Raw genomic sequence first — 20,832 nt, 5'->3', positions numbered from 1 at the left:
TGCGCAGGGCAGGGGGAACGCCGAGTCCGACACCGCGCCAGGTATCCCGGAGAAGGTGCGCGTGGCCGCCTACCAGGCCCTGCACCGCGCGATCCTGGCCGGCCTCCCGACCCAGGTCGGGCATCGCACCGACAAGGGCGATTTCCAGGCGCCACGACAGCGCCGCTTCCACCTGTTCCCGGGGTCGGCGCTGGCCAAGCGGCCGCCGCCGTGGGTGCTCAGTGCCACGCTGCTCGACACCCAGCGCGTGTGGGGCCTGACCAATGCGTCGATCGAGCCGGACTGGGTGATCGCCGAGGTGCCGCACCTGCTGGCGCGCAAGCACTTCGATCCGCATTGGTCGCGCGCGCAGGGACAGGTGCTGGCGTCGGAGCAGATCAGCCTGTTCGGCCTGGTGCTGGCACCGAAGAAGCCTGTGCATTACGGCAAGATCAACCCGGGCGAGGCACACGACATCTTCGTGCGGCAGGCGCTGGTGACCGGCGAGATCAACACGCGCGCCGGCTTCGTCGCCGACAACATCAAGGTGCTGGAGCAGGCGCGCGAGGAAGAAGCCAAGCTGCGCCGTGCCGGCATCGTCGCCGACGAGGATTGGCAGGCGCGCTGGTACCTGGACCGGGTGCCGCCGCATATTCATTCGGCCAGCCTGCTCGACGGCTGGTGGCAGGCGTTGCCGCCGGAGCAGCGTCGCACGCTGCAGTGGTCGTTGACCGACCTGCTGCCGGGCGAAGGCAGCGAGGAAGACCGCTACCCGAAGTACTTCGCGCTGGGCGACGCACGCTTGGCGATGCATTACCGCTTCGAGCCCGGTGCCGAGGATGACGGCGTGACCCTGGACGTGCCATTGCACCTGCTCAATGCGCTGGACCCGGCGCGGCTGTCGTGGCTGGCACCGGGCTTCGTCGCCGACAAGGCCAGTGCCATGATCCGTACCTTGCCCAAGGCGATGCGCCGCAACTACGTGCCGGCGCCGGACTTCGGCCGGGCCTTCTTCGAGGCCTGGCCGCAGCCTTCGGCCGATGACATCCGTGGCGAGCTGGCGCGCTTCCTGAGCAAGACCACCGGGGCGACGGTGGCGGCCACCGATTTCGAGGTGGATGCCCTGGAGCCGCACCTGCGGATGAACCTGCGCCTGTTCGAGGCGGCGCCGTCGCGCGGCGCTGAACCGGGCAGGGGCAATGCACCGGGAAAGGAGGTCTCGGCGAACGGGAAGGGAGCCAGGCTGCTGGCCATGTCGCGCGACTTGGAGGCGCTGCGTGCGCGCTTCGGCGAACGCGCCGGCAGTGCGTTTGCCGCGCGCGCCGGGCAGGCGCTGGCGGCCGAGGGACTGCGCGAGTTCCCCGCCACGGCCATCCCCGAACAGGTCCCGGGCGAGGCCGGCGTGCCCGCCTATCCGGCGTTGGTGGACACCGGTGATGCCGCCGCGCTGCGCATCTTCGCCGACCGCAACGAGGCGGCGCTGGCGCATCCGCTGGGTGTACGCCGGCTGCTGGAAATCGGCCTGGCCGACAAGGTCAAGCAGGCCCGCAAGCAGTTGCCGGTCTCGCCCAAGACCGGCCTGTTGTACGCGGCCATCGAGTCGCAGGAGCGCCTGCGCGGCGACCTGGTGGATGCGGCGATGAACGCGGTACTGGCCGATGGCCTAGCCGGGATCCGCACACCGGAGGCGTTCGAGCAGCGTCGCAGCGAGGCCGGCAAGCAGTTGTTCGGCGAGGCAATGACGCGGCTCAAGCTGGCCGAGACCATCCTGGGCCTGGTCGGTGAGCTCAAGCCACAGCTGGAAGCACCGCTGATGGGCTGGGCGCGCGGCAACCTGGACGACATGGAGGCGCAGTTGGCAGGGCTGGTGCATGCCGGCTTCCTGCGCGAAACGCCGGCCGATGCGCTGGCCCAGTTCCCGCGTTACCTCAAGGCCATGCTGTTGCGCGCCGAACGCGCCAAGCGTGACCCGCCGCGTGACCAAGCACGCATGCTGGAGCTCAAGCCGTTCGTCGACGCGCTGGATGAGGCACGGTTGCAGGGCCGCGCCGCGCGTGCCGAATGGGCGGCGTTGCGCTGGGACATCGAGGAGCTGCGGGTATCGCTGTTCGCGCAGGAACTGGGCTTCCGCTCGGGGATCTCCGCCAAGAAGCTGGCGCAGCGGGTCGCCGCGTTGCGCGGCTGACCCCTCAGCGGGCCGGCACCGCCGCCGGGCGGTGCTGCTCGGCGCAGGCGCGGCGCGCGGTGTTGAGCTGGCTCTGTGCGTTGGCGTGTTCGCGGGTGATGGCCTGGCGGAACGTGGCCATGCGCCCGCGCAGGGCCTGGCTGCGCTCGGCGGTGGTGGCCGCGGCCAGCTGGTCGTTGAGCATGGCCATCTGCTGCTGCAGGGTGCCGACGCGGTCGTTGGACGAACCGTAGATCGATGCCGTAGCCGTGGCGATGCAGGCACGTTCGGCGGCGCGGTTGGCCTCCCCATCGGCGCTGGTGCCGGCACCGGCGGTCGCCGCCGGCACGGCCTCCGTCGGGGGCTGGCCGGGCGGCTCGGTACCGGTGCCGGCAGCCGTCGACGCGACGCGGTCCTCACGCAGCTTCATCGGCTCGGCGCGGGCGTCGCAGGGGTGCTCGGAGTACATCGTCTCGCCCGATTTGCCCTTGCATTTGTAGACCTGCGCATGCGCGCCGGCAGGAAGCAACAGCAACAGCAACAGGGGCAGCAGGATCGTGTTGGGCATGGCAGGTGGGGTCGCTGGGAGGGGCGGTGCCGCGGCGTCGGTCACTTGGTCCGGCGGACCTTGGCGCGGGTGTTCAGACCTTCCACGCGCAGGTACCAGACGTTCATCAGCCCGGGGGTGATCTCCACCGTGGGCATGTCACGGCGCACGCCGGAGACGCTGGCCTCGTCGGTCTGCTCCCAGACCTGGCCGTTGTCGAGCGTGTACTGGCGGCCCTTGCCGAAGCCACGGAATTCGCCTTCCAGCTTGGCCACGATCGGATCGCGGCTACCGAAATCGAAGAAGCCGCGGTTCTTCACGATCACTTCCTGGCGCCCTTCCTCGCGGGCCTGTTCCACCGCGGCGCTGGCAACGCTGGCGGCCTGTTCCACCTTGCCCTGCAACCAGTTGTTCAGTGCCGCCAGCTCCTCGGCATTGAGCTTGTCCAGGCCGGCGGCCTTGAACTCGGCGGGCGACATCTGCTGCTGCAGGTCGCCATGGACCACGCGCTGGGCATGGGCCGGCAGCAGCGGCGACAGTGAAAGCGCGGTGAAGGCGGCGAGGACGGCAAGGCGAGGCAGCTTCATGAACGTTGTTCCCGGCGGCAGTTGGGCGCTAGTGTAGGGGCATCCACCTGCAATTGACTGCTGTGAACCGTTCTTCCTCCCCTGGCCTGGATACGCTGCTGCAGCGTCCTTCCACCCGCGCCCTGTCCGAACCGCTGCGGCAGGCCCTGTTGTCGTGCTGGCAGCAGCCCGACGTGGCGCACGCGCCGCGCCTGCCCTGGCCGGTGTTGGCCGACACCCTGGATTCCCTGGCGCTGCTGTCCGCCGACGAGAGCGTGATCATCGCCGCGCTGCTGTTCGACCTGCCGGGCCTGCGCGCGCGGGTGGCCGAGCTGCCGCTGGGCGGCATGGTCGCGGCGGTCACCGGCCTGCTCGATGGCCAGGACGCCGCCGACCAGGTGTGGGCGCTGCATGCCGGGCGCGACGCCGGGCGCAACTCCGAGGGCCTGCGCCGCCTGCTGCTGTCGATCATCCACGACCTGCGCGTGGTCCCGATCCTGCTGTCGCGGCAACTGGCCTGCATGCGCGCGGCCGACAAGCTGCCCGACGAACAGCGCCGCGCACTGGCCCAGCTGACCCGCGACATCCATGCGCCGCTGGCCAACCGGTTGGGCATCTGGCAGTTGAAGTGGGAACTGGAAGACCTGGCGTTCCGTTTCCTGGACCCGGAAACCTACCGCCACATCGCCCGCGAAGTGGACGAGACGCGCATCGCGCGCGAGCGCTACGTCGAAGCAGTGAAGCGCAAGCTGTCCGGTGCCCTGGCCGAACAGGGCATCCCCGCCGAGGTCAGTGGCCGCCCGAAGCACATCTACAGCATCTGGCGGAAGATGCAGAAGAAGCACCTGGCCTTCGAGCAGCTCTACGACCTGCGCGCGGTGCGGGTGATGGTCGACGACGTGGCCGCCTGCTACGCCACGCTGGGCGTGGTGCATGCGCTGTGGACGCCCATCCCCAGCGAGTTCGACGACTACATCGCCCGGCCCAAGGCCAACGACTACCGCTCGCTGCATACCGCGGTGATCGGCCCGGAGGGGCGCACGATCGAAGTCCAGATCCGTACCCATGAAATGCATGCCCAGGCCGAACTGGGCGTGGCCGCGCACTGGAAGTACAAGGAGGGCGGCAAGGGCGCGGAGAAGGCGTTCGACCGCAAGATCACCTGGATGCGCCAGCTGCTGGAGCAGGCCCAGGACCCGGCCGCGCCGGAGGACCTGGCCGGCGCGCTGGATGCCGAACTGGTCGAGGACCGCGTCTACGCGCTGAGCCCCAAGGGCGAGGTGATGGACCTGCCGGCCGGGGCGACGCCGCTGGACTTCGCGTACCACGTGCACACGATGGTCGGGCACCGTTGCCGCGGGGCGAAGATCAACGGCCGCATCGTGCCGTTGACCTACCACCTGCGCAGTGGCGACCGGGTCGAGATCCTGACCGGCAAGGAGGCCGATCCCCGTCGTGACTGGCTGTTGCCCGCCAACGGCTTCCTGGCCAGCAACCGCTCGCGCGAGAAGGTGCGCTCCTGGTTCCACAAGCTGGACCGTGCGCGCAACGTGCAGGCCGGCCGCGACCTGCTGGACCGCGAACTCAAGCGGCTCGGCCTGCAGCAGGCCGACCTGGCGACCGTGGTGCGGCGCTTCCACGCCGAGAGCGTGGATGACCTGTACATCCAGGTCGCGCTCGGCGACACCGGCCCCAACCAGGTCAGCCGCGCGCTGCTGGAAGCGGAGAAGGCGGCGCAGGCACCGGCCGCGCCGCCGCCGTTGCCGCGTCCCACCGCGCGACGCGGCAGCACCGGCAAGTCCGATTTCACCGTGCAGGGCGTGGGCAACCTGCTGGTGCAGCTGGCGCGCTGCTGCCAGCCGGTGGCTGGCGAACCGATCCAGGGCTACATCACCCGCACCCGCGGCGTCACCGTGCACCGGGCCGACTGCGTCGCGCTGGCCCGGCTTGCCGCCGCGCACCCGGAGCGGGTGCTGCCGGTGGAGTGGGGGCGCACCGGCTCCGGCTACGAGGTGGACGTGATGGTGCGTGCGGTCGACCGGCGCTGGCTGCTCAAGGACATCACCAACCTGATCGCCCAGGAAGACGCCTACGTCACCGAGATCAACAGCGACAACCTGCGCGAAAGTGGCCGGGTGCAGTTGCGCCTGCGCCTGAAGGTCAGCGACTACGGCCAGCTCTCCACCTTGCTGGGCAAGCTGGATGCACTGCCGGGCGTGGACGACGTGCGCCGCTTGGGATGATGCCGCGCGCCCTGTCCGGCAGCGGGCAGGTGCGCGCCTCACGGGGAAACACGGCAGGGCACGGCAGGATGGCCGTCATGCCCCGACAGGTATGCTGGAACGCATGGAGAATTGGCGGCACCGCTGCAGGCAGGGACTGGAAACGCTCGGCGACACGCTGCGGCTGTATGGCCGTTGGTGGGTCGCGCGTGGCTGGAACAGTCCGCGTGCGTGGCGCTCGATCGGCCTGGGCGTGGCGGCGTTGGCGTTGCTGTTGACCCTGCTGCGGCAGCCGTTGGCCGATTGGTTCTGGCCGGAAACACGCATCCAGCAGTTGCTCGATGACGGTCGCCGTGCCCTGGCACAGGGGCGGCTGACCGCCCCGGATGGTGACGGGGCCCGCGAACTGTTCGCCGCGGCGGCGGCCCTGGACCCGGACCGGCGCGACGTGCAGGACGCCTTGGTGCAGACCGGCCAGGCGGCGTTGGCGCAGGCGCGCCGGCAGATGGGTGCCGGCCAGTTGGCCGCGGCGCGTACGTCGCTGGAGCTGGCACGGCAACTGCAGGCGCCTTCGGCCGAGATCGAGCAGATCGAACGCGCGCTGCAGCATGGCAGCCGCGAGCAGGACGGCGTGGAGCAGTTGCTGCGCGATGCGGAGGCCGCGCACCTGGCTGGCAGCCTGGACGACGGGCCGGACAGCGCGCTGCCGCTGTACCAGCGCGTGCTGGCGGTGCAGCCGGACCGCATGCAGGCGCTGGAAGGACGCGACGACGCGTTGTCCGACCTGTTGGCACGGGCTTCGGGTGATGCCAACGAAGGACGGCTGGCCGACGCGGCGGCGCTGCTGCAGCGGGTGGAGCGTTATGACCCCGGCCATGCCGAACTGCCGGCGGCCAAGGCGGCGCTCAATGCGGCGTTGGAACAGCGCGCCCGGCAGGGCGAGCGCGAACTGGCGCGTGGACGGTTGGCGCAGGCCGCCGAATCGTTCCAGAAGGTGCTGGCGGTGGGCGAGGACGCGGCCGCGCGCCGTGGCCTGCAGCGCATTGCCGTGGCACAGGCACAGGAGGCCACGCGCCTGGCCTCCGACTTCCACTTCGGGCAGGCCGAGGCGGCGCTGGCGCAGGCCCGCGCGTTGGCCCCGGACAGCACCGAGGTGGCCACCGCCGAGCAGGCGGTGCAGCGCGCGCGCGACGCACGCCAGTCGATGGAAACCCCCTTGTCCAACGCCGAGCGCGAGCGGCGCCTGAAGCGCCTGCTCGCGCAGTTGCAGGAAGCCGAGGCGCGCGAGCAGTGGCTGTTGCCACCGGGCAGCAGCGCCTATGACCGGTTCAAGGCAGCGCAGGCGCTGGCGCCGCAGGATGTGCGGGTGCGGCGCGCCGCTGCCCGGATCCAGCCGGCGGCCCGGCAGTGCATGGAAGACAACCTGCGCGGCAATCGCCTGCGTGCCGCGCGCACCTGCCTGGATGCCTGGCAGGCGTTGGCGCCGAGCGACCCGGCGCTGGCCCCCGCGCATCGGCGCCTGGCCCAGCGCTGGCTGGCCGTTGGCAGCGAGCGGCTGGGCATGGGCGACACCGCGTTCGCCGCGCAGGCCCTGCAGCAGGCGCGCCAGATCGACCCGGGCACGCCGGAAATCCACGCGTTCGCCGAACGCGTGCGCTCGGCCGGTCCGGGGCCCTGAGCCGCGCCCGGCGGCGTCAGTCGAAGAACACCCGCGTGACCGCCGCCTGGGCGGCCTCCATCGAGAAGTGCCGGGTGATGTTGTGCAGGCCGTTGTCGGACAGGCGCTGCCACAGCACCGGATCGGCATACAGCTGCACCACCGCATCGGCGAAGGCCTGCGCCTCATCGGCCACGCGCACGTCCTGGCCATCGCGCAGGAACATGCCCTCCACGCCGCAACTGGTGGCGACCACCGGCTGGCCGTGGGCCATGCTCAGGTTGACCTTGCCCTTGACCCCGGCGCCATAGCGCAGCGGTGCCACCGCGAGGCGGGCCTGTTCCATGTACGGCACCACGTCCGGTACGTAGCCGTGCACGATCACGCCGGGGCAGGCGGCGGCCAGCGCCTGGATGGCCTCGGGCACGTCCGCACCGATGCAGTGGAAGCGGACATCGGGCAGCTGTACGCGGATCCGCGGGAACACCTCGCCGATGAACCATTGCATCGCGTCCAGGTTCGGCGGGTGGCGGAAGCCACCGACGAACACCAGGTCGTGGCGCTGCGCGTAGGGCAGGCCGTGGCCGGCCACCTCATGCAGGTTGGACACCAATTCGACCCGGACCTGCGGCGCGTCCACGCGCAGCTGCTCCTGTTCGGCGGCACTGACCAGCAGGGTGATGTCGGTGGCGGCCATGATCGCCAGCTCGCTGGCGCGGGTACGCTCGGCGCCACGCAGCAGGCTGGCGTCGCCGGCCACTTCGGCGCCGCGGCGCTCGCGCAGGTAGTGCAGGTCGACGGTATCGAACACGGTGCGCGCCTGCGGGGCGAATTCGCGGACCAGCGCCAGGCACTCGTTGGCGACGTGGTAGCGCACCATCATCACCACCGCGAAGCGCTTGCCGTTGTCGCGCAGCCAACTGCCGATGCCGCCCAGGAACGGTGCGTGCCAGACTTCCACGCCCATCGCCTGCAAGGCTTCGGTGGCGCCGCCGGCATGCTCGCCGCGGGTGGGCACGAACACCACGTGCGCGCCCTGCGCGAGCAGCATGCGGATCAGGTTGACCTGGCGCAGTGACGCCGAGTCACGGTCCGGGTGCGGCATGGATTCGTCCAGGACCAGGATCTGGCGCTGGTCCCGGTGCAGCAGCGCCGGGCCGGGCACGCTGCCGACCGGCAGCTGCCGGCGCAGGGCATCGCGCCACTTGTCGGCGAACACCTGCTGGTTGCGTACCTGGTAGGCCTTGACCCCGCTGCCGGTGTCGGTGCCGTTGCTGGTGCCTTCGTCGTGCACCACGCGGCTGGCCGGCTGGACCAGCACGCGCCGGCCGGCGGCGCGCACCTTGAAGGCCAGGTCGGTGTCCTCGTAATACGCCGGCGCGTAGCGGGTATCCAGCCCGCCAAGCTGTTCGAACAGTGCACGCGGCACCGCCAGCGCCGCACCGGAGCAGTAGTCGGCATCGCGCAGGCTGGCATAGCGGGGATCTTCCGGCGACTCGAAGCGGCCGTAGCTCCAGCAGCTGCCATCGTCGAACACCACGCCACCGGACTCCTGCAGGCGGCCATCGGGGTACAGCAGCTGCGCGCCGACCAGGCCGGCTTCGGGAACCCGGGCGAAGGTATCCAGCAGCGCATCCAGCCAGCCGGGCTGGGGAACGGTGTCGTTGTTGAGCAGCACCACGTAGTCGCCGCGACTCAGGCGCAGCCCGTCGTTGCAGGCGGCGATGAAGCCGCCGTTGCGTTCACGCAGGTGGTAGCGCAGGCCCTGCACCTGCGGCATCCAGGTGGCGGTCTCGTCGCTGCTGCCGTCGTCGACCACCAGGATCTCGCAGCTGGCCGCCGGCGGATGCGCGGCCAGCGCGCGCAGGCAGGCCAAGGTGTGGGCGCAGTGGTTGTAGACCGGGATCACGATGCTGGCGCGCGGCTGTTCGCTGGCCGGCACGCTGAACGGTGCGAACGGGGTGGCTTCCGGGAAGAACAGCGGCGCGCGCTGCGGCGGCGGCTGGCGGCGGGTATGCACGCCGACCCGGTGCAGGGTGGCGCGCCAGCCGCGGGTACGCAGGCTGGCCAGCCCGCGGCGGATCAGGCCGACGATGCGTTTGAGGTGGTAGCGCGCATCGGCCAGCGACATCGACATTCCGGTGGAACTCCAGCTTAAGCAGGGAAGGGCCCGCGACCGCGCCCCGGGGCATGGCTGCGTTAGACTCATTGCAACTCACATTCTCGCATCCCCGTGCCGCCACGCTACGATTCCGACGAGTTCGACGACGATACCGACGACAGCAGTCCGCCGTGGCGCAGCCGCCTGATCACCTGGGGCATGGCCGCCGTCGCACTGGGATTGGGCTTTCTGGTCCCCTACACGATCTACCTGAACAACCAGGTCACCCAGCGTTTCGGTGAACTGCGCTGGCAGATCCCGACCCGTGTCTACGCGCGGCCGTTGGTGCTCAGCCCGGGCGTGGCGATGAACGCGGCCACGCTCAAGACCGAGCTGGCGGCCTCCGGCTACCGTGATGACGGCACCGGCAGCAGCCCCGGCACCTACCGCGTGCAGGGCGGCAGCTTCCGCATTTCCAGCCGCGGTTACATCGACGTGGATGGCCGGATCGCGCCGCGCCAGGTCGAGGTGGTGGTGTCTGGCGGGCAGGTGGCTTCGCTGCGTGACGCGGCCGACCGCAAGGGGCTGAAGGCGGCGCGGCTGGACCCGGCGCGCATCGCCACGCTCTATGGCCAGAAGCAGGAGGAGCGCCGCCTGGTGCGGATCTCCGAGACCCCCGAGCTGTTGGTCACCGGCCTGCAGGCGGTGGAAGACAAGGACTTCGCCCATCACCACGGCATCGACATCAGCGGCATCGTGCGCGCGGTGTGGGTGGCCGTGCGTTCGGGCGGTGAAACGCGCCAGGGCGCCAGCACGCTGACCCAGCAGCTGGCGCGCAGTGGCCTGCTCGGGATCGGCAAGGAACAGACGCTGACCCGCAAGTTCAATGAAGTGCTGTACGCGCTGATCATGGAGGCGCGCTACGACAAGGCCACCATCCTGGAGGCCTACCTCAACCAGGTCTACCTGGGCCAGCGTGGCAAGCAGGCCATCCACGGCGTGGCGTCGGGCGCGGAGTTCTGGTTCGGGCGCGACCTCAATTCGCTGACCACCGAACAGGTCGCGCTGCTGATCGGCCTGGTCAAGGGGCCGTCGTACTACGACCCGCGGCGCAACCCGGACAACGCGCTGGACCGCCGCAACTTCGTGCTTGGCAAGCTGCACGAGAACAAGCTGATCGACGATGCCGAGTACCAGCGCGCACTGAAGGCACCGCTGGGCGTGTCCAAGACGCCGGGCATCGCCGCGGCCAACCGCTTCCCGGCCTACATCGACCTGGTGCGCCGCCAGCTGGGCAACGACTACCCGGAAAGCGTGCTGCAGGGCGCCGGCCTGAACGTGTTCACCGGCATGTCGCCGTCCGCCCAGGCCTACGCCGAAGGAGCGGTGCAGCACACCATCAAGGCACTGGAGAACAAGCGCCGCCCCGAACTGCAGACCGGGCTGGTGCTGACCGACGTGCACAACGGCGACGTGTTGGCGGTGGTGGGCAGCCGTGACGTGTCCGAGCCGGGCTTCAACCGCGCCATCGAGGCGCAGCGCCCGGTCGGCTCGCTGCTCAAGCCGTTCGTCTACCTGCTGGCGCTGGCCCAGCCGGACCGCTTCTCGCTGGCGACCTGGGTCGAGGACACGCCGGTGACGGTCAACCTCAGCCGGGGCCGCAACTGGACCCCGGGCAACGCCGACAACCGCAGCCACGGCACGGTCCGGCTGATCGATGCACTGGCGCGCTCCTACAACCAGGCCACGGTGCGCGTGGGCATGCAGGTCGGCCCGGAGCGGCTGACCCACCTGATCAACGTGCTGGCCGGGCTCAAGGCCGAGGCCAACCCGGCGGTGATCCTGGGCTCGACCGACCAGAGCCCGTACGGCATGACCCAGCTGTACCAGTTCCTGGCCTCCGGTGGTGAAATCCAGCCGTTGCACGCGGTGCGTGGCGTGGTCGATGCGCAGGGCAAGCTGCTCAAGCGCTATGACAAGAGTCCGGCGCCGGCGCAGGAGGGCGATTCCATCGCCGCCAACCTGATCAGCGTGGGCCTGCAGCAGGTGGTAGCCAGCGGCACCGCTGCCCGGCTCAATGCCGAGGGCCTGTCGCACCTGCAGGCGGCCGGCAAGACCGGCACCTCCAACGATGGCCGCGACAGCTGGTACGCCGGCTACACCGGCGACCACCTAGCGGTGATCTGGATGGGCAACGACCAGAACGAACAGACCGGCCTGTTCGGTGCCTCCGGCGCGATGCGGGTGTGGTCGGGCATCTTCCGCAACCTGCCGAGCAAGCCGCTGCGCGTGAACAACAAGGGGCTGGACTGGCAGTACGTGGATGCCAACGGCAACAACGCCACTGACGAAGGTTGCCCGGGCGCGCGCCGCTTCCCGTTCGTGGTCGGCTTCGCGCCGGCGTATGCGCCGTGCAGCCCGCCGGCCGAGGCCGTGCCGGATGCCGGCGAGGGTGGCAGCGAAGGCGGTGGCTGGCGCAGCTGGTTCGGGCTGGACCGCAAGGCGCCTGAACCGGCCTCCACGCCCGCTTCCGAGACGCCTGCGCGATAATGCCGGGCATGAACGTTTCTTCTGCTCTTCGTTTCGCGCTGGCCGCTACGGCGGCCTCTCTGCTGCTGGCGGCCTGCGTGAGCACGCCGCCGTCGCCACCGGTCGTGCAGGACACCACCACGCCGGCCCAGCGCCTGGCCGCGGTGGAGGCCATCGCCGGCGTCGATGACACCGAGTTGTCGGTGCAGCCGCTGCGCGACGCCCAGGTCGATGACCTGCGCGAGAACGCCATCGCCAAGCGCAAGGCCGGTGACCTGGCCGGTGCCGCCGAGGACCTGAACCAGGCGCTGATGCTGGTCGACAACGACCCGGGCATCCTGCAGGAACGTGCCGAAGTGGCGCTGCTGCAGGCCGACTGGGCGCGCGCGGAGACCCTGGCCAAAAAGGCCGTGGACCTGGGTTCGCGTACCGGCCCGTTGTGCCGCCGGCATTGGGCGACCATCGAGCAGTCGCGCCTGGCCCGCGCCGAGAAGGAGAACGCGGTGTCCGCGCACGCGCAGATCGAAGGCTGCACGGTGCCGGGGATCAAGCGGTTCTGACCACGCCCGGGACGCGGGCAGCGATGCCGCGACGCTGAGTGGCCGGCAGGACCCGTGCACCGGGTTCCCTCGAACGGTCGTCTCGTCCACCGCCCTCCCGTTCCCCGACACCGGTTCTCCGCGTCAAGGCCATGTCCTCCCTCGCCACCGCCAGCTGTGAAGCCCTCAGCGAAGGCGGCGCGCTCGCCCGCGCGCTGGATGCCTTCGTGCCGCGCCCGGCCCAGTTGCGCCTTACCGGTGCCATCGCCGAGACGCTGCAGCAGCGCGACGTACTGCTGGCCGAAGCGGGGACCGGCACCGGCAAGACCTTCGCCTACCTGGTGCCGGCGCTGCTGTCGGGCCTGAAGACCATCGTTTCCACCGGTACCCGCGCGTTGCAGGACCAGCTGTACCACCGCGACCTGCCGCGCGTGCGCGCCGCGCTGGGGGTCGGCCATCGTGCGGCGTTGCTGAAGGGACGCGCCAATTACCTGTGCCGCTATCGCCTGGACCAGGCGCGTGGCGAGCCGCGCTTCAGCACGCCGGAGCAGGTGGCGCAATTCCAGCGCATCGTGACTTGGTCCGGGCGCACGCAGTACGGCGACATCGCCGAGCTCGATGGCCTGGCCGACGATTCGCCGCTGCTGCCGATGGTCACCTCCACCGTCGACAACTGCCTGGGCACCGATTGCCCGTTCTGGAGCGATTGCTTCGTGGTGCGGGCCCGCCAGCGCGCACAGGAGGCCGACCTGGTGGTGGTCAACCATCACCTGCTGCTGGCCGACCTGGCGCTCAAGCAGGAAGGCTTCGGCGAAATCCTGCCTGGCGCGCAGGCGTTCATCATCGATGAGGCGCACCAGCTGCCGGAACTGGCCACCAATTTCTTCGGCGAAGGCTTCGGCATGCGTCCGTGGCAGGAGCTGGCCCGCGACTGCCTGGCCGAATGCCGCAGCGTCGCCGGCGCGCAGGCCACCCTGCAGCAACCGCTGGCGACGCTGGAGCTGGCGCTGCGCGCGCTGCGCGAGGCGATGGAAAAACTGCCGCCGCGCGGCACCCGCTGGCGGGCGATGGCCCAGCCGGAAGTGGCCGACGGCTTCGATGCGGTCAGCGCGGCACTGGCGCAGCTGCGCGATGCGCTGGCGTTGGTGCGCGAGGCCTCGCCGGGCCTGGATGCCTGCCATGCGCGCGCGCAGGAAGCCGTGTCACGGCTGGCGCGCTGGCTGGGCGAGGACCTGCCGCTGTTCGATTTCGAGGCCGACGAGCATGACGCCGCCGGCGTCGACGATGGCAACGACGTGCTCTGGTACGAGCTGACCCCACGGGGGTTCCGCTGCCAGCGCACGCCGATGGATGTGTCAGGCCCGTTGCGCGAGCACCGCGAGCGCTCGATGGCGGCGTGGGTGTTCACCTCGGCCACGTTGACCGTGGACGGCGGCTTCGACCACCTGGCCAAGCGGCTGGGGCTGGATGACCCGGACACGCTGGTCCAGCCCAGCCCGTTCGATTGGCCGCAGCAGGCACTGTGCTATCTGCCCCAGCACCTGCCCGATCCGGCCGCGCGCGGCTATGGCACGGCGCTGATCGCCGCATTGCGGCCGGTGCTGGAGGCCTCGCAGGGGCGGGCGTTCCTGCTGTTCGCTTCGCATCGCGCGTTGCGCGAGGCCGCCGCGGCGTTGCGCGACGGGCCGTGGCCGCTGTTCGTGCAGGGCGAGGCACCGCGCGCCAGCCTGCTGCAGCGCTTCCGTGACTCCGGCAACGGTGTGTTGCTGGGCTCGGCCAGCTTCCGCGAAGGCGTGGACGTGGTCGGCGATGCACTCAGCGTGGTGGTCATCGACAAACTGCCGTTCGCCGCACCGGACGACCCGGTGTTCGAGGCGCGGCTGGACGCGATCCGGCGCGAGGGCGGCAATCCGTTCCGCGACGAACAGCTGCCGCAGGCGGTGATCGCGCTCAAGCAGGGCGTGGGCCGGCTGATCCGCAGCGAGACCGATCGCGGCGTGCTGGTGCTGTGCGACCCGCGCCTGTTGTCCAAGGGCTACGGCCGGGTGTTCCTGGATTCGCTGCCACCGTTCCGGCGGACGCGCGAACTGGCCGATGTGCAGGCCTTCTTTGCGCGACAATGGGGCCCTTCGCCTGAAACCGATGCCGCCGCGGCCATCGCCGCGGGTGTGCCTGACGCCGTCGCGGATCCTGCCGCGCCGCCATTTTCCCTGTCGTGAACGTATCGCCATGAAGCTGCTCGCCTTTGAAACCGCCACCGAAGCCTGTTCCGTCGCCCTGCATGTGGATGGGCAGGTGCTGGAGCGTTTCGAGGTCGCGCCGCGCCGGCATGCCGAACTGAGCCTGCCGTGGGCCGGGCAGTTGCTGGCCGAGGCCGGCGTTGCCCGCAGCCAGCTCGATGGCATCGCGCTCAGCCGTGGTCCCGGCGCCTTCACCGGCGTGCGCCTGGCCATCGCCATCGCCCAGGGCATCGCGTTGGCGCTGGACCGCCCGTTGCTGCCGGTATCCACGCTGCAGACGCTGGCGTTGCGCGCACCGGCTGATGCGCCACGGGTACTGGCCAGCATCGACGCCCGCATGGGCGAGATCTACGCCGCGCGTTACCTGCGTGATGCGGAGGGTGGGCTGCTGCTGGACGGGCAGGAAGTGCTGGTGGCCCCGGAGGCGTATGCGCTGCCGGACGACGCTTCGGCCTGGTCCGCGGTCGGCACCGGCCTGGGGGCGCTGGAAGGCGTGCTGGCGACGCGGCTGGCCGGGCGTCTGCTCACGCAGGACCCGGCGGCGCTGCCACATGCGGCGGACGTGCTGAAGATCGCGGTGCCGATGCTCGCCCGTGGCGAAGGCATCGCCCCGGAACGGGTGCAGCCGGCCTACCTGCGCGACAACGTCGCCCTGACCCTGGTCGAGCAGCAGGCCCTGCGCGATTCCAGGCGCTGAGCGGGCCGCAGGCAGAACCCCACAGGCAGGGATGGAATCCCCGCCGTCACCGCCTCAGCGGTCGTCGCGCAGCTCGCCACCGGGCAGGAATACCCAGGTGCGGGTGACCTGCAGGATGTCGATGTCATCCTCGGTCCGTGGCAGCGCCGGGAACGGCTGCGCCAGTTCGATCACGCGCAGGGCGGTGGCATCGAGCAACGGCACGCCGCTGCTGCGCAGCACCCGGCTGCTTTCCACGCTGCCGTCGCGGCGCACGCCCACCGTGATCACCACCTGGCCACCCAGCCGGCGCCGGCGTGCTTCGTCGGGGTAGTTGAGGTTGCCCACGCGCTCGGCGCGGTCCACCCAGGCGCGCAGGTAGTTCGCGTAGGCGTATTCGCGGGTGCTGGCCGAGACGAACTTGCGGTTCGGCCGCTTGGCATATTGCTCCGAGCGCAGGTGCACCTCGGCGGCCAGGCGCGCCATCTCCGCGTCGCGCTGCTCGCGGGCGGTCATCGGCGCATTGGCATCGGGGCGGTCGGGCAGGGGCCGCGACTGCGCATCGGCGACGCGGTCCTGGCCGTGCACGCTGGTGATCACCCGTGCTTCCGGCGGAGGCGGCGCGGCGGCCGACTGCGCCTGCAGCGGCACCGGGGCCAACCCGTCCTGGTTCTGCGGCACCACGCCGGCCTGGCTGTCGCGCGGACGCTGTGCCTTGTCATGGTCGCCGCCGCCCTGCTGGTTGGCCTGGGCGAGGAAGTCGGCCTGCTTGGGCGTCAGTGGCGTGCTGGTCTGGCTGAAGATCACGTCCAGCGTCGGCACCAGTGGCGCGTTGTCGCTGACCGCGAAGCCCACGCCCAGGATCAGCAACCCATGCACCAGCGTGGACAGCACCAGCGTGGCGGTCAGTCGTTGCTGTTCGGTAACGCGTGACGAGGCGGGCAGGCCGGCGGCGGTGGAACTCATTGCGTCAGGCCGGCCTCGATGACGTCGAACAGCTGCCCGGCGATGTTCAGGCCGAACTGGGCGTCCAGCTCGCGCACGCAGGTGGGGCTGGTGACGTTGACCTCGGTCAGGTAGTCGCCGATCACGTCCAGGCCCACGAAGCGCATGCCGCGGCGCTTCATCTCCGGGCCGACCTGGGTGGCGATCCAGCGGTCGCGCTCGCTCAGCGGGCGGCCTTCGCCGCGGCCACCGGCGGCCAGGTTGCCGCGGAACTCGTCGCCCTGCGGGATGCGCGCCAGGCAGTAGTCCACCGGTTCGCCATCGACCAGCAGGATGCGCTTGTCGCCGGCGCTGATGTCGGGGATGAAGCGCTGCGCCAGGGCCAGCTTGTGGCCGCCTTCGGTCAGCGTTTCCAGGATCACGTTCAGGTTCGGATCGCCCGTGCCGCTGCGGAAGATCGAGCGGCCGCCCATACCGTCCAGCGGCTTGAGCACCGCCTGGCCGTGTTCAAGCACGAAGGCCTTCAGCTCGGCGGCGCTGCGGCTGACCAGGGTCGGCGGGCAGCACTGCGGGAACAACAGCGCGGCCAGCTTCTCGTTGAAGTCGCGCAGGCCCTGCGGGTCGTTGACCACCAGCGCACCGGCCTGCTGGGCGATGCCCAGGACGAGGGTGTCGTACAGGTACTCGCCGTCGAACGGCGGGTCCTTGCGCATCAGCACGATCTGGCCGGGGCCGAAGACCAGCGGCGCGAAGGCCCCCAGGGTGAACCAGCCGGCCTTGTCGTCGCGGACCTGCAGCGGCGCCACCTCGGCCATGGCCACGCCCCCGTGCAGGGACAGGCCGCCCGGGCGGACGTAGTGCAGGCGGTGGCCACGGCGCTGGGCTTCCAGCAGCATCGCGAAGGTGGTGTCCTTGGCGATCTTGATGTGGGCGATGGGGTCCATCACCACGATGACGTCTAAAGGCATGGGTCCAATCCGGCAATTCAGACGGTGATGGTAGCCGTTCGTGGCAGGTGCGCCCAGCGCGGGGCGGGGCGGGAGAGCCTGAATGGACTTGCGCCATAAATGAGAAGTGCGTCACATGTGAAGGATGTCCGGCCTGTTCCCGTGGACATTGCTTGACAGCAGCCGCGTGGGCTGGGATATAGATGCGCTTTCGCGGCGGCATCGTCGATGCAGGCCGCGCGTTCGGGGAAACAGGAAATGGTTGAAGAAATGGCTGCGGGTGGGGAACTCGCAGGACTGAGGGTGATGGTGATCGATGACTCGAAGACCATCCGGCGTACCGCCGAAACACTTCTGAAACGTGAAGGCTGCGAGGTCGTTACCGCGACCGATGGCTTCGAGGCATTGGCCAAGATCGCCGACCAGCAGCCACAGATCATCTTCGTCGACATCATGATGCCGCGTCTGGACGGGTATCAGACCTGTGCCCTGATCAAGGGCAACCAGCTGTTCAAGTCGACGCCGGTGATCATGCTCTCGTCCAAGGATGGCCTGTTCGACAAGGCACGCGGCCGCATCGTCGGCTCCGAGCAGTACCTCACCAAGCCATTTACCCGCGACGAACTACTGGGTGCCATCCGCACATACGTCAACGCCTGACCAGGGGGTAAGGCAAAATGGCTCGAATTCTGTTGATCGAAGACTCACCGACCGACCGGGCGGTGTTTACGCAATGGCTGGTCAAGGCCGGCCACGAAGTATTGTCGGCGGACAACGCCGAGGAGGGGCTGCAGATCGCACGCAGCCAGGGGCCGCAACTGGTGTTGATGGACGTGGTGCTGCCGGGCATGAGCGGTTTCCAGGCCACGCGCGCGATGTCGCGTGACGAGGCCACTCGCGATATCCCGGTGCTGATCGTCAGCACCAAGAGCATGGAAACGGACAAGGCCTGGGGCATGCGCCAGGGTGCGACCGACTACATCGTCAAGCCGCCGCGTGAGGATGACCTGATCGCGCGGATCAACAAATTGGTGGGTTGATGCGTTCTCCCTTCGACATCCTTGAAGCTTACGAACGGCGCAGCCTAGCGCACGCGGTGCAGTTGCCCGAGCGGCGCTTCTCACAGGATGTCTGGCGCGGGGTGGGCTTCCGCATCGGCACGCGCCACCTGGTGTCCGACTTCCGCGAAGTGGTCGAAATCGTGCCGATGCCGCCGATCACCCTGGTGCCCGGCGCGCAGCCGTGGCTGCTGGGCGTGGGCAACCTGCGCGGCAACCTGTTCCCGGTGGTGGACCTGAAGAATTTCCTCGAAGGCGAGCGTACCGCGCCGCAGGAAGGCCAGCGCGTGCTGATCATGCGCCAGGCCGGCGGCGACGTGGCGCTGGTCATCGACGAGTTGTACGGCCAGCGCAGCTTCGAGCAGCACATGCAGGTGCCGGCCGGTGACATCGCCCAGGGCCGCTATGCCCACTTCGTCGAGCGTGCCTTCCACGACGAGGGGCGCGACTGGGGCGTGTTTTCGCTGTCGTTGCTTTCCCGCACTCCTGAATTCCGGCAGGCCGCCGCCTGATTGGCGTGCCTGCTTCATCGCATTGATATCGAGGTCGAACGATGAGTACTGCTCCTGAATCCACCAGGGCCGGCAAGCTGGGCAACGTGGGCACCAACTTCTGGTTGGGCCTGCTGGTGCTGTCGATGATCGTCTTCGGCGCCAACACCGGTGTGGCAACGTGGCAGGGCAGCCGCCTGGCAGGCGCCAGTACCGGCGCGGCCGACCTGCAGGTGCTGTCACAGCAGCTGGCCAACCAGGGCCGCGACGCCGTGGGCGGCAGCCGCACGGCCTATGCCGCGTTCAAGGACACCCGCAGCAAGATCGAAGGCACCGTGAGCGAGCTGCAGGGCCGCTTCGGCACCGAGGCCGGCGTGTCCCGCCCGCTGGCCAACCTGGTCGATACCTGGAAGCCGCTGTCCAAGAACGCCGAACAGATTGTGGCCAGTGAGCCGGCGATCATGGCACTGGCCGGCAACGCCGACAGCTTCGTCGGCGCGGTGCCGCAGCTGCAGGCGCAGTTGAACGAGGTGGTGCGCGAAATGACCGCCGGTGGCGCGCAGTCCTCGCAGGTGTACAACGGCCTGCAGCAGGTCGTGGTGGCCGGCACGATGGCCCGCCGCGTGACCGAAATCCGCGCCGGTGGCCCGGGCGCGAGCGGCGCCGGCGACGCGCTTGCGCGCGACATGGTGGTGTTCTCGCAGGTACTGGAAGGCCTGCGCCACGGCAACCAGGAAATGGGCATCACCGCGGTGCGCAGCGCCGATGCACAGGTGGCGCTGGAGCAGTCGGCCAACCAGTGGGCGAAGATGAAGAAGGACGCCGACGCCATCCTGGCCAGCTCGCGCAACCTGTTCGCCGCACAGTCCTCGGCCACCGCGCTGACCACCGGCTCGGACAAGATGCTGGAGAGCAGCCGCAGGCTGTTCGACGCGTTCTCGGCCTTCGGCTCGACCCGTGATACCCGCATCTTCCCGAACTTCTGGTGGAGCGTGGTGTTCGGCGGCCTGTCGGTGCTGTCGATCATCATGTTCGTCTGGAGCACCGTGCGCAGCCGTTCGCGCGAACAGGAAACCCGCTACCAGACGCAGGTGGAGTTCAACAGCCGCAACCAGCAGGCGATCATGCGGCTGCTGGACGAAATCAGCTCGCTCGGTGAAGGTGACCTGACGGTGAAGGCCTCGGTGACCGAGGACATGACCGGCGCCATCGCCGACGCAATCAACTACGCCGTGGACGAACTGCGCCACCTGGTGACCACCATCAACGACATCTCCAGCAAGGTGGCGGTGTCGGCGCAGGAAACCCAGGCCACCGCCATGCAGCTGGCAGAAGCGGCCGGCCACCAGGCCGACGAGATCACCAGCGCCTCGGACCGCATCGGCGAAATCGCGACCTCCATTGAACAGGTGTCGCGCAACTCCAGCGAGTCGGCCGAAGTGGCACAGCGCTCGGTGGTCATCGCGACCGAGGGTGCCGGCGTGGTGCGCCAGACCATCCAGGGCATGGACCAGATCCGCGACCAGATCCAGGAAACCTCCAAGCGCATCAAGCGGCTGGGCGAGTCCTCGCAGGAAATCGGCTCGATCGTGGAACTGATCAACGACATTTCCGAGCAGACCAACATCCTGGCATTGAACGCGGCCGTGCAGGCGGCGTCGGCCGGTGAAGCGGGCCGCGGCTTCGCGGTCGTGGCCGACGAAGTGCAGCGCCTGGCAGAACGTACCTCCGGCGCGACCCGTCGAATCGAAGGCCTGGTGCAGGCGATTCAGGCCGATACCAACGAAGCGGTCACCTCGATGGAGCAGACCACCGCCGAAGTGGTGTCCGGTGCGCGCCTGGCCGAGGACGCCGGTACCGCGCTGACCGAAATCGAACGCGTGTCCAACGCGCTGAACAACCTCATCAAGAGCATCTCCGTCGCCGCCAACCAGCAGGCCGCAGCCGCTACCGACATCACCCAGACCATGGGCGTGATCCGGCAGATTACCGGCCAGACCTCGCACGGTGCGGGGCAGACCGCCGATTCGCTGGGCCAGCTGAACCAGCTGGCGGCCGAGCTGCGGCGTTCGGTGGCCGACTTCAAGCTGCCGGCTTGAACGGGCTGACTGGTCGGGGATGAAGGGAACCAGCAGATGAAGTATTGCCATACCGCGAAGCAGGGCCAGAAC

15 protein-coding genes and 1 pseudogene are annotated in these 20,832 nt (G+C 69.6%); 11 read left to right on the top strand and 5 right to left on the bottom strand.

Annotation, left to right across the window (positions count from 1 at the left end; translation table 11 throughout):
• Positions 1 to 55: 55 nt before the first annotated feature.
• Positions 56 to 2,164: pseudogene (locus tag AC06FE_RS03985) on the top strand (DUF3418 domain-containing protein); the annotation flags it as partial.
• 4 nt (positions 2,165 to 2,168) lie between these two features.
• Here AC06FE_RS03985 and AC06FE_RS03980 read toward each other — a convergent pair.
• Positions 2,169 to 2,711 carry a DUF4124 domain-containing protein gene (locus tag AC06FE_RS03980; RefSeq protein WP_478072273.1) on the bottom strand — a complete coding sequence of 181 codons (543 nt, stop codon included), beginning with the start codon at positions 2,709 to 2,711 and terminating at the stop codon, positions 2,169 to 2,171.
• Positions 2,712 to 2,752: 41 nt separating this feature from the next.
• Positions 2,753 to 3,277 (bottom strand): hypothetical protein, encoded by a 525-nt coding sequence (locus AC06FE_RS03975; protein WP_192287414.1) that lies wholly within the window; start codon positions 3,275 to 3,277, stop codon positions 2,753 to 2,755.
• Positions 3,278 to 3,339: 62 nt separating this feature from the next.
• Here AC06FE_RS03975 and AC06FE_RS03970 point away from each other — a divergent pair, with 62 nt between their 5' ends.
• Together AC06FE_RS03970 and AC06FE_RS03965 are read left to right on the top strand one after the other, a co-directional pair.
• Complete coding sequence (locus tag AC06FE_RS03970) at positions 3,340 to 5,499, top strand: RelA/SpoT family protein (protein ID WP_478072272.1); 2,160 nt, start codon at positions 3,340 to 3,342, stop codon at positions 5,497 to 5,499.
• A gap of 103 nt (positions 5,500 to 5,602) precedes the next feature.
• Positions 5,603 to 7,156 carry a tetratricopeptide repeat protein gene (locus AC06FE_RS03965; RefSeq protein ID WP_478072271.1) on the top strand — a complete coding sequence of 518 codons (1,554 nt, stop codon included), beginning with the start codon at positions 5,603 to 5,605 and terminating at the stop codon, positions 7,154 to 7,156.
• Positions 7,157 to 7,172: 16 nt separating this feature from the next.
• Here the strand turns inward: AC06FE_RS03965 and AC06FE_RS03960 are convergent, their stop codons facing one another.
• Entirely contained in the window at positions 7,173 to 9,272 is a 2,100-nt protein-coding gene (locus tag AC06FE_RS03960; RefSeq protein WP_478072270.1) for a glycosyltransferase, read from the bottom strand.
• A gap of 96 nt (positions 9,273 to 9,368) precedes the next feature.
• Here AC06FE_RS03960 and mrcB point away from each other — a divergent pair, with 96 nt between their 5' ends.
• The 4 genes from mrcB (at position 9,369) to tsaB (ending at position 15,241) form a co-directional block, all read left to right on the top strand.
• Positions 9,369 to 11,786, top strand: a complete 2,418-nt coding sequence (mrcB, locus tag AC06FE_RS03955; RefSeq protein ID WP_478072269.1) for a penicillin-binding protein 1B — start codon at positions 9,369 to 9,371, stop codon at positions 11,784 to 11,786.
• 8 nt (positions 11,787 to 11,794) lie between these two features.
• Entirely contained in the window at positions 11,795 to 12,325 is a 531-nt protein-coding gene (locus AC06FE_RS03950; RefSeq protein WP_132865314.1) for a tetratricopeptide repeat protein, read from the top strand.
• A gap of 131 nt (positions 12,326 to 12,456) precedes the next feature.
• The gene (locus AC06FE_RS03945; protein ID WP_478072268.1) at positions 12,457 to 14,523 is read left to right on the top strand and encodes an ATP-dependent DNA helicase; all 2,067 of its coding nucleotides are present in this window, start codon (positions 12,457 to 12,459) and stop codon (positions 14,521 to 14,523) included.
• A 10-nt stretch (positions 14,524 to 14,533) separates the two neighbouring features.
• On the top strand, positions 14,534 to 15,241 hold the full coding sequence (gene tsaB / locus AC06FE_RS03940) for a tRNA (adenosine(37)-N6)-threonylcarbamoyltransferase complex dimerization subunit type 1 TsaB (RefSeq protein WP_478072267.1): 708 nt from the start codon (positions 14,534 to 14,536) through the stop codon (positions 15,239 to 15,241).
• Positions 15,242 to 15,295: 54 nt separating this feature from the next.
• On the opposite strand, the gene AC06FE_RS03935 is transcribed toward tsaB, so the two are convergent.
• Positions 15,296 to 16,186, bottom strand: coding sequence for an energy transducer TonB family protein (locus tag AC06FE_RS03935; protein ID WP_132865311.1), 891 nt, complete (start codon positions 16,184 to 16,186; stop codon positions 15,296 to 15,298).
• Positions 16,183 to 17,133: a glutathione synthase gene (gene gshB / locus AC06FE_RS03930; protein ID WP_478072266.1), complete on the bottom strand. Its 951-nt coding sequence runs from the start codon at positions 17,131 to 17,133 to the stop codon at positions 16,183 to 16,185. The genes AC06FE_RS03935 and gshB overlap by 4 nt, the downstream gene beginning before the upstream one ends.
• Positions 17,134 to 17,370: 237 nt before the next feature.
• On the opposite strand from gshB, the gene pilG reads away from it, so the two are divergent.
• The 4 genes from pilG to AC06FE_RS03910 are packed head-to-tail and all read left to right on the top strand — an operon-like array spanning position 17,371 to position 20,760.
• Entirely contained in the window at positions 17,371 to 17,772 is a 402-nt protein-coding gene (gene pilG / locus AC06FE_RS03925; protein ID WP_132866201.1) for a twitching motility response regulator PilG, read from the top strand.
• Positions 17,773 to 17,789: 17 nt separating this feature from the next.
• Positions 17,790 to 18,152 (top strand): response regulator, encoded by a 363-nt coding sequence (locus AC06FE_RS03920; protein WP_132865309.1) that lies wholly within the window; start codon positions 17,790 to 17,792, stop codon positions 18,150 to 18,152.
• Positions 18,152 to 18,682 carry a chemotaxis protein CheW gene (locus AC06FE_RS03915; RefSeq protein WP_132865308.1) on the top strand — a complete coding sequence of 177 codons (531 nt, stop codon included), beginning with the start codon at positions 18,152 to 18,154 and terminating at the stop codon, positions 18,680 to 18,682. The genes AC06FE_RS03920 and AC06FE_RS03915 overlap by 1 nt, the downstream gene beginning before the upstream one ends.
• A 41-nt stretch (positions 18,683 to 18,723) precedes the next feature.
• Positions 18,724 to 20,760, top strand: a complete 2,037-nt coding sequence (locus tag AC06FE_RS03910) for a methyl-accepting chemotaxis protein (RefSeq protein ID WP_132865307.1) — start codon at positions 18,724 to 18,726, stop codon at positions 20,758 to 20,760.
• The last annotated feature ends 72 nt before the right edge of the window (positions 20,761 to 20,832 follow it).

The sequence above is a fragment of the Stenotrophomonas sp. Steno-C18 genome (genome assembly GCF_056393195.1).
Note: the sequence above shows the minus strand (reverse complement) of the source record. Positions and strands in the feature narration are given on the sequence as shown.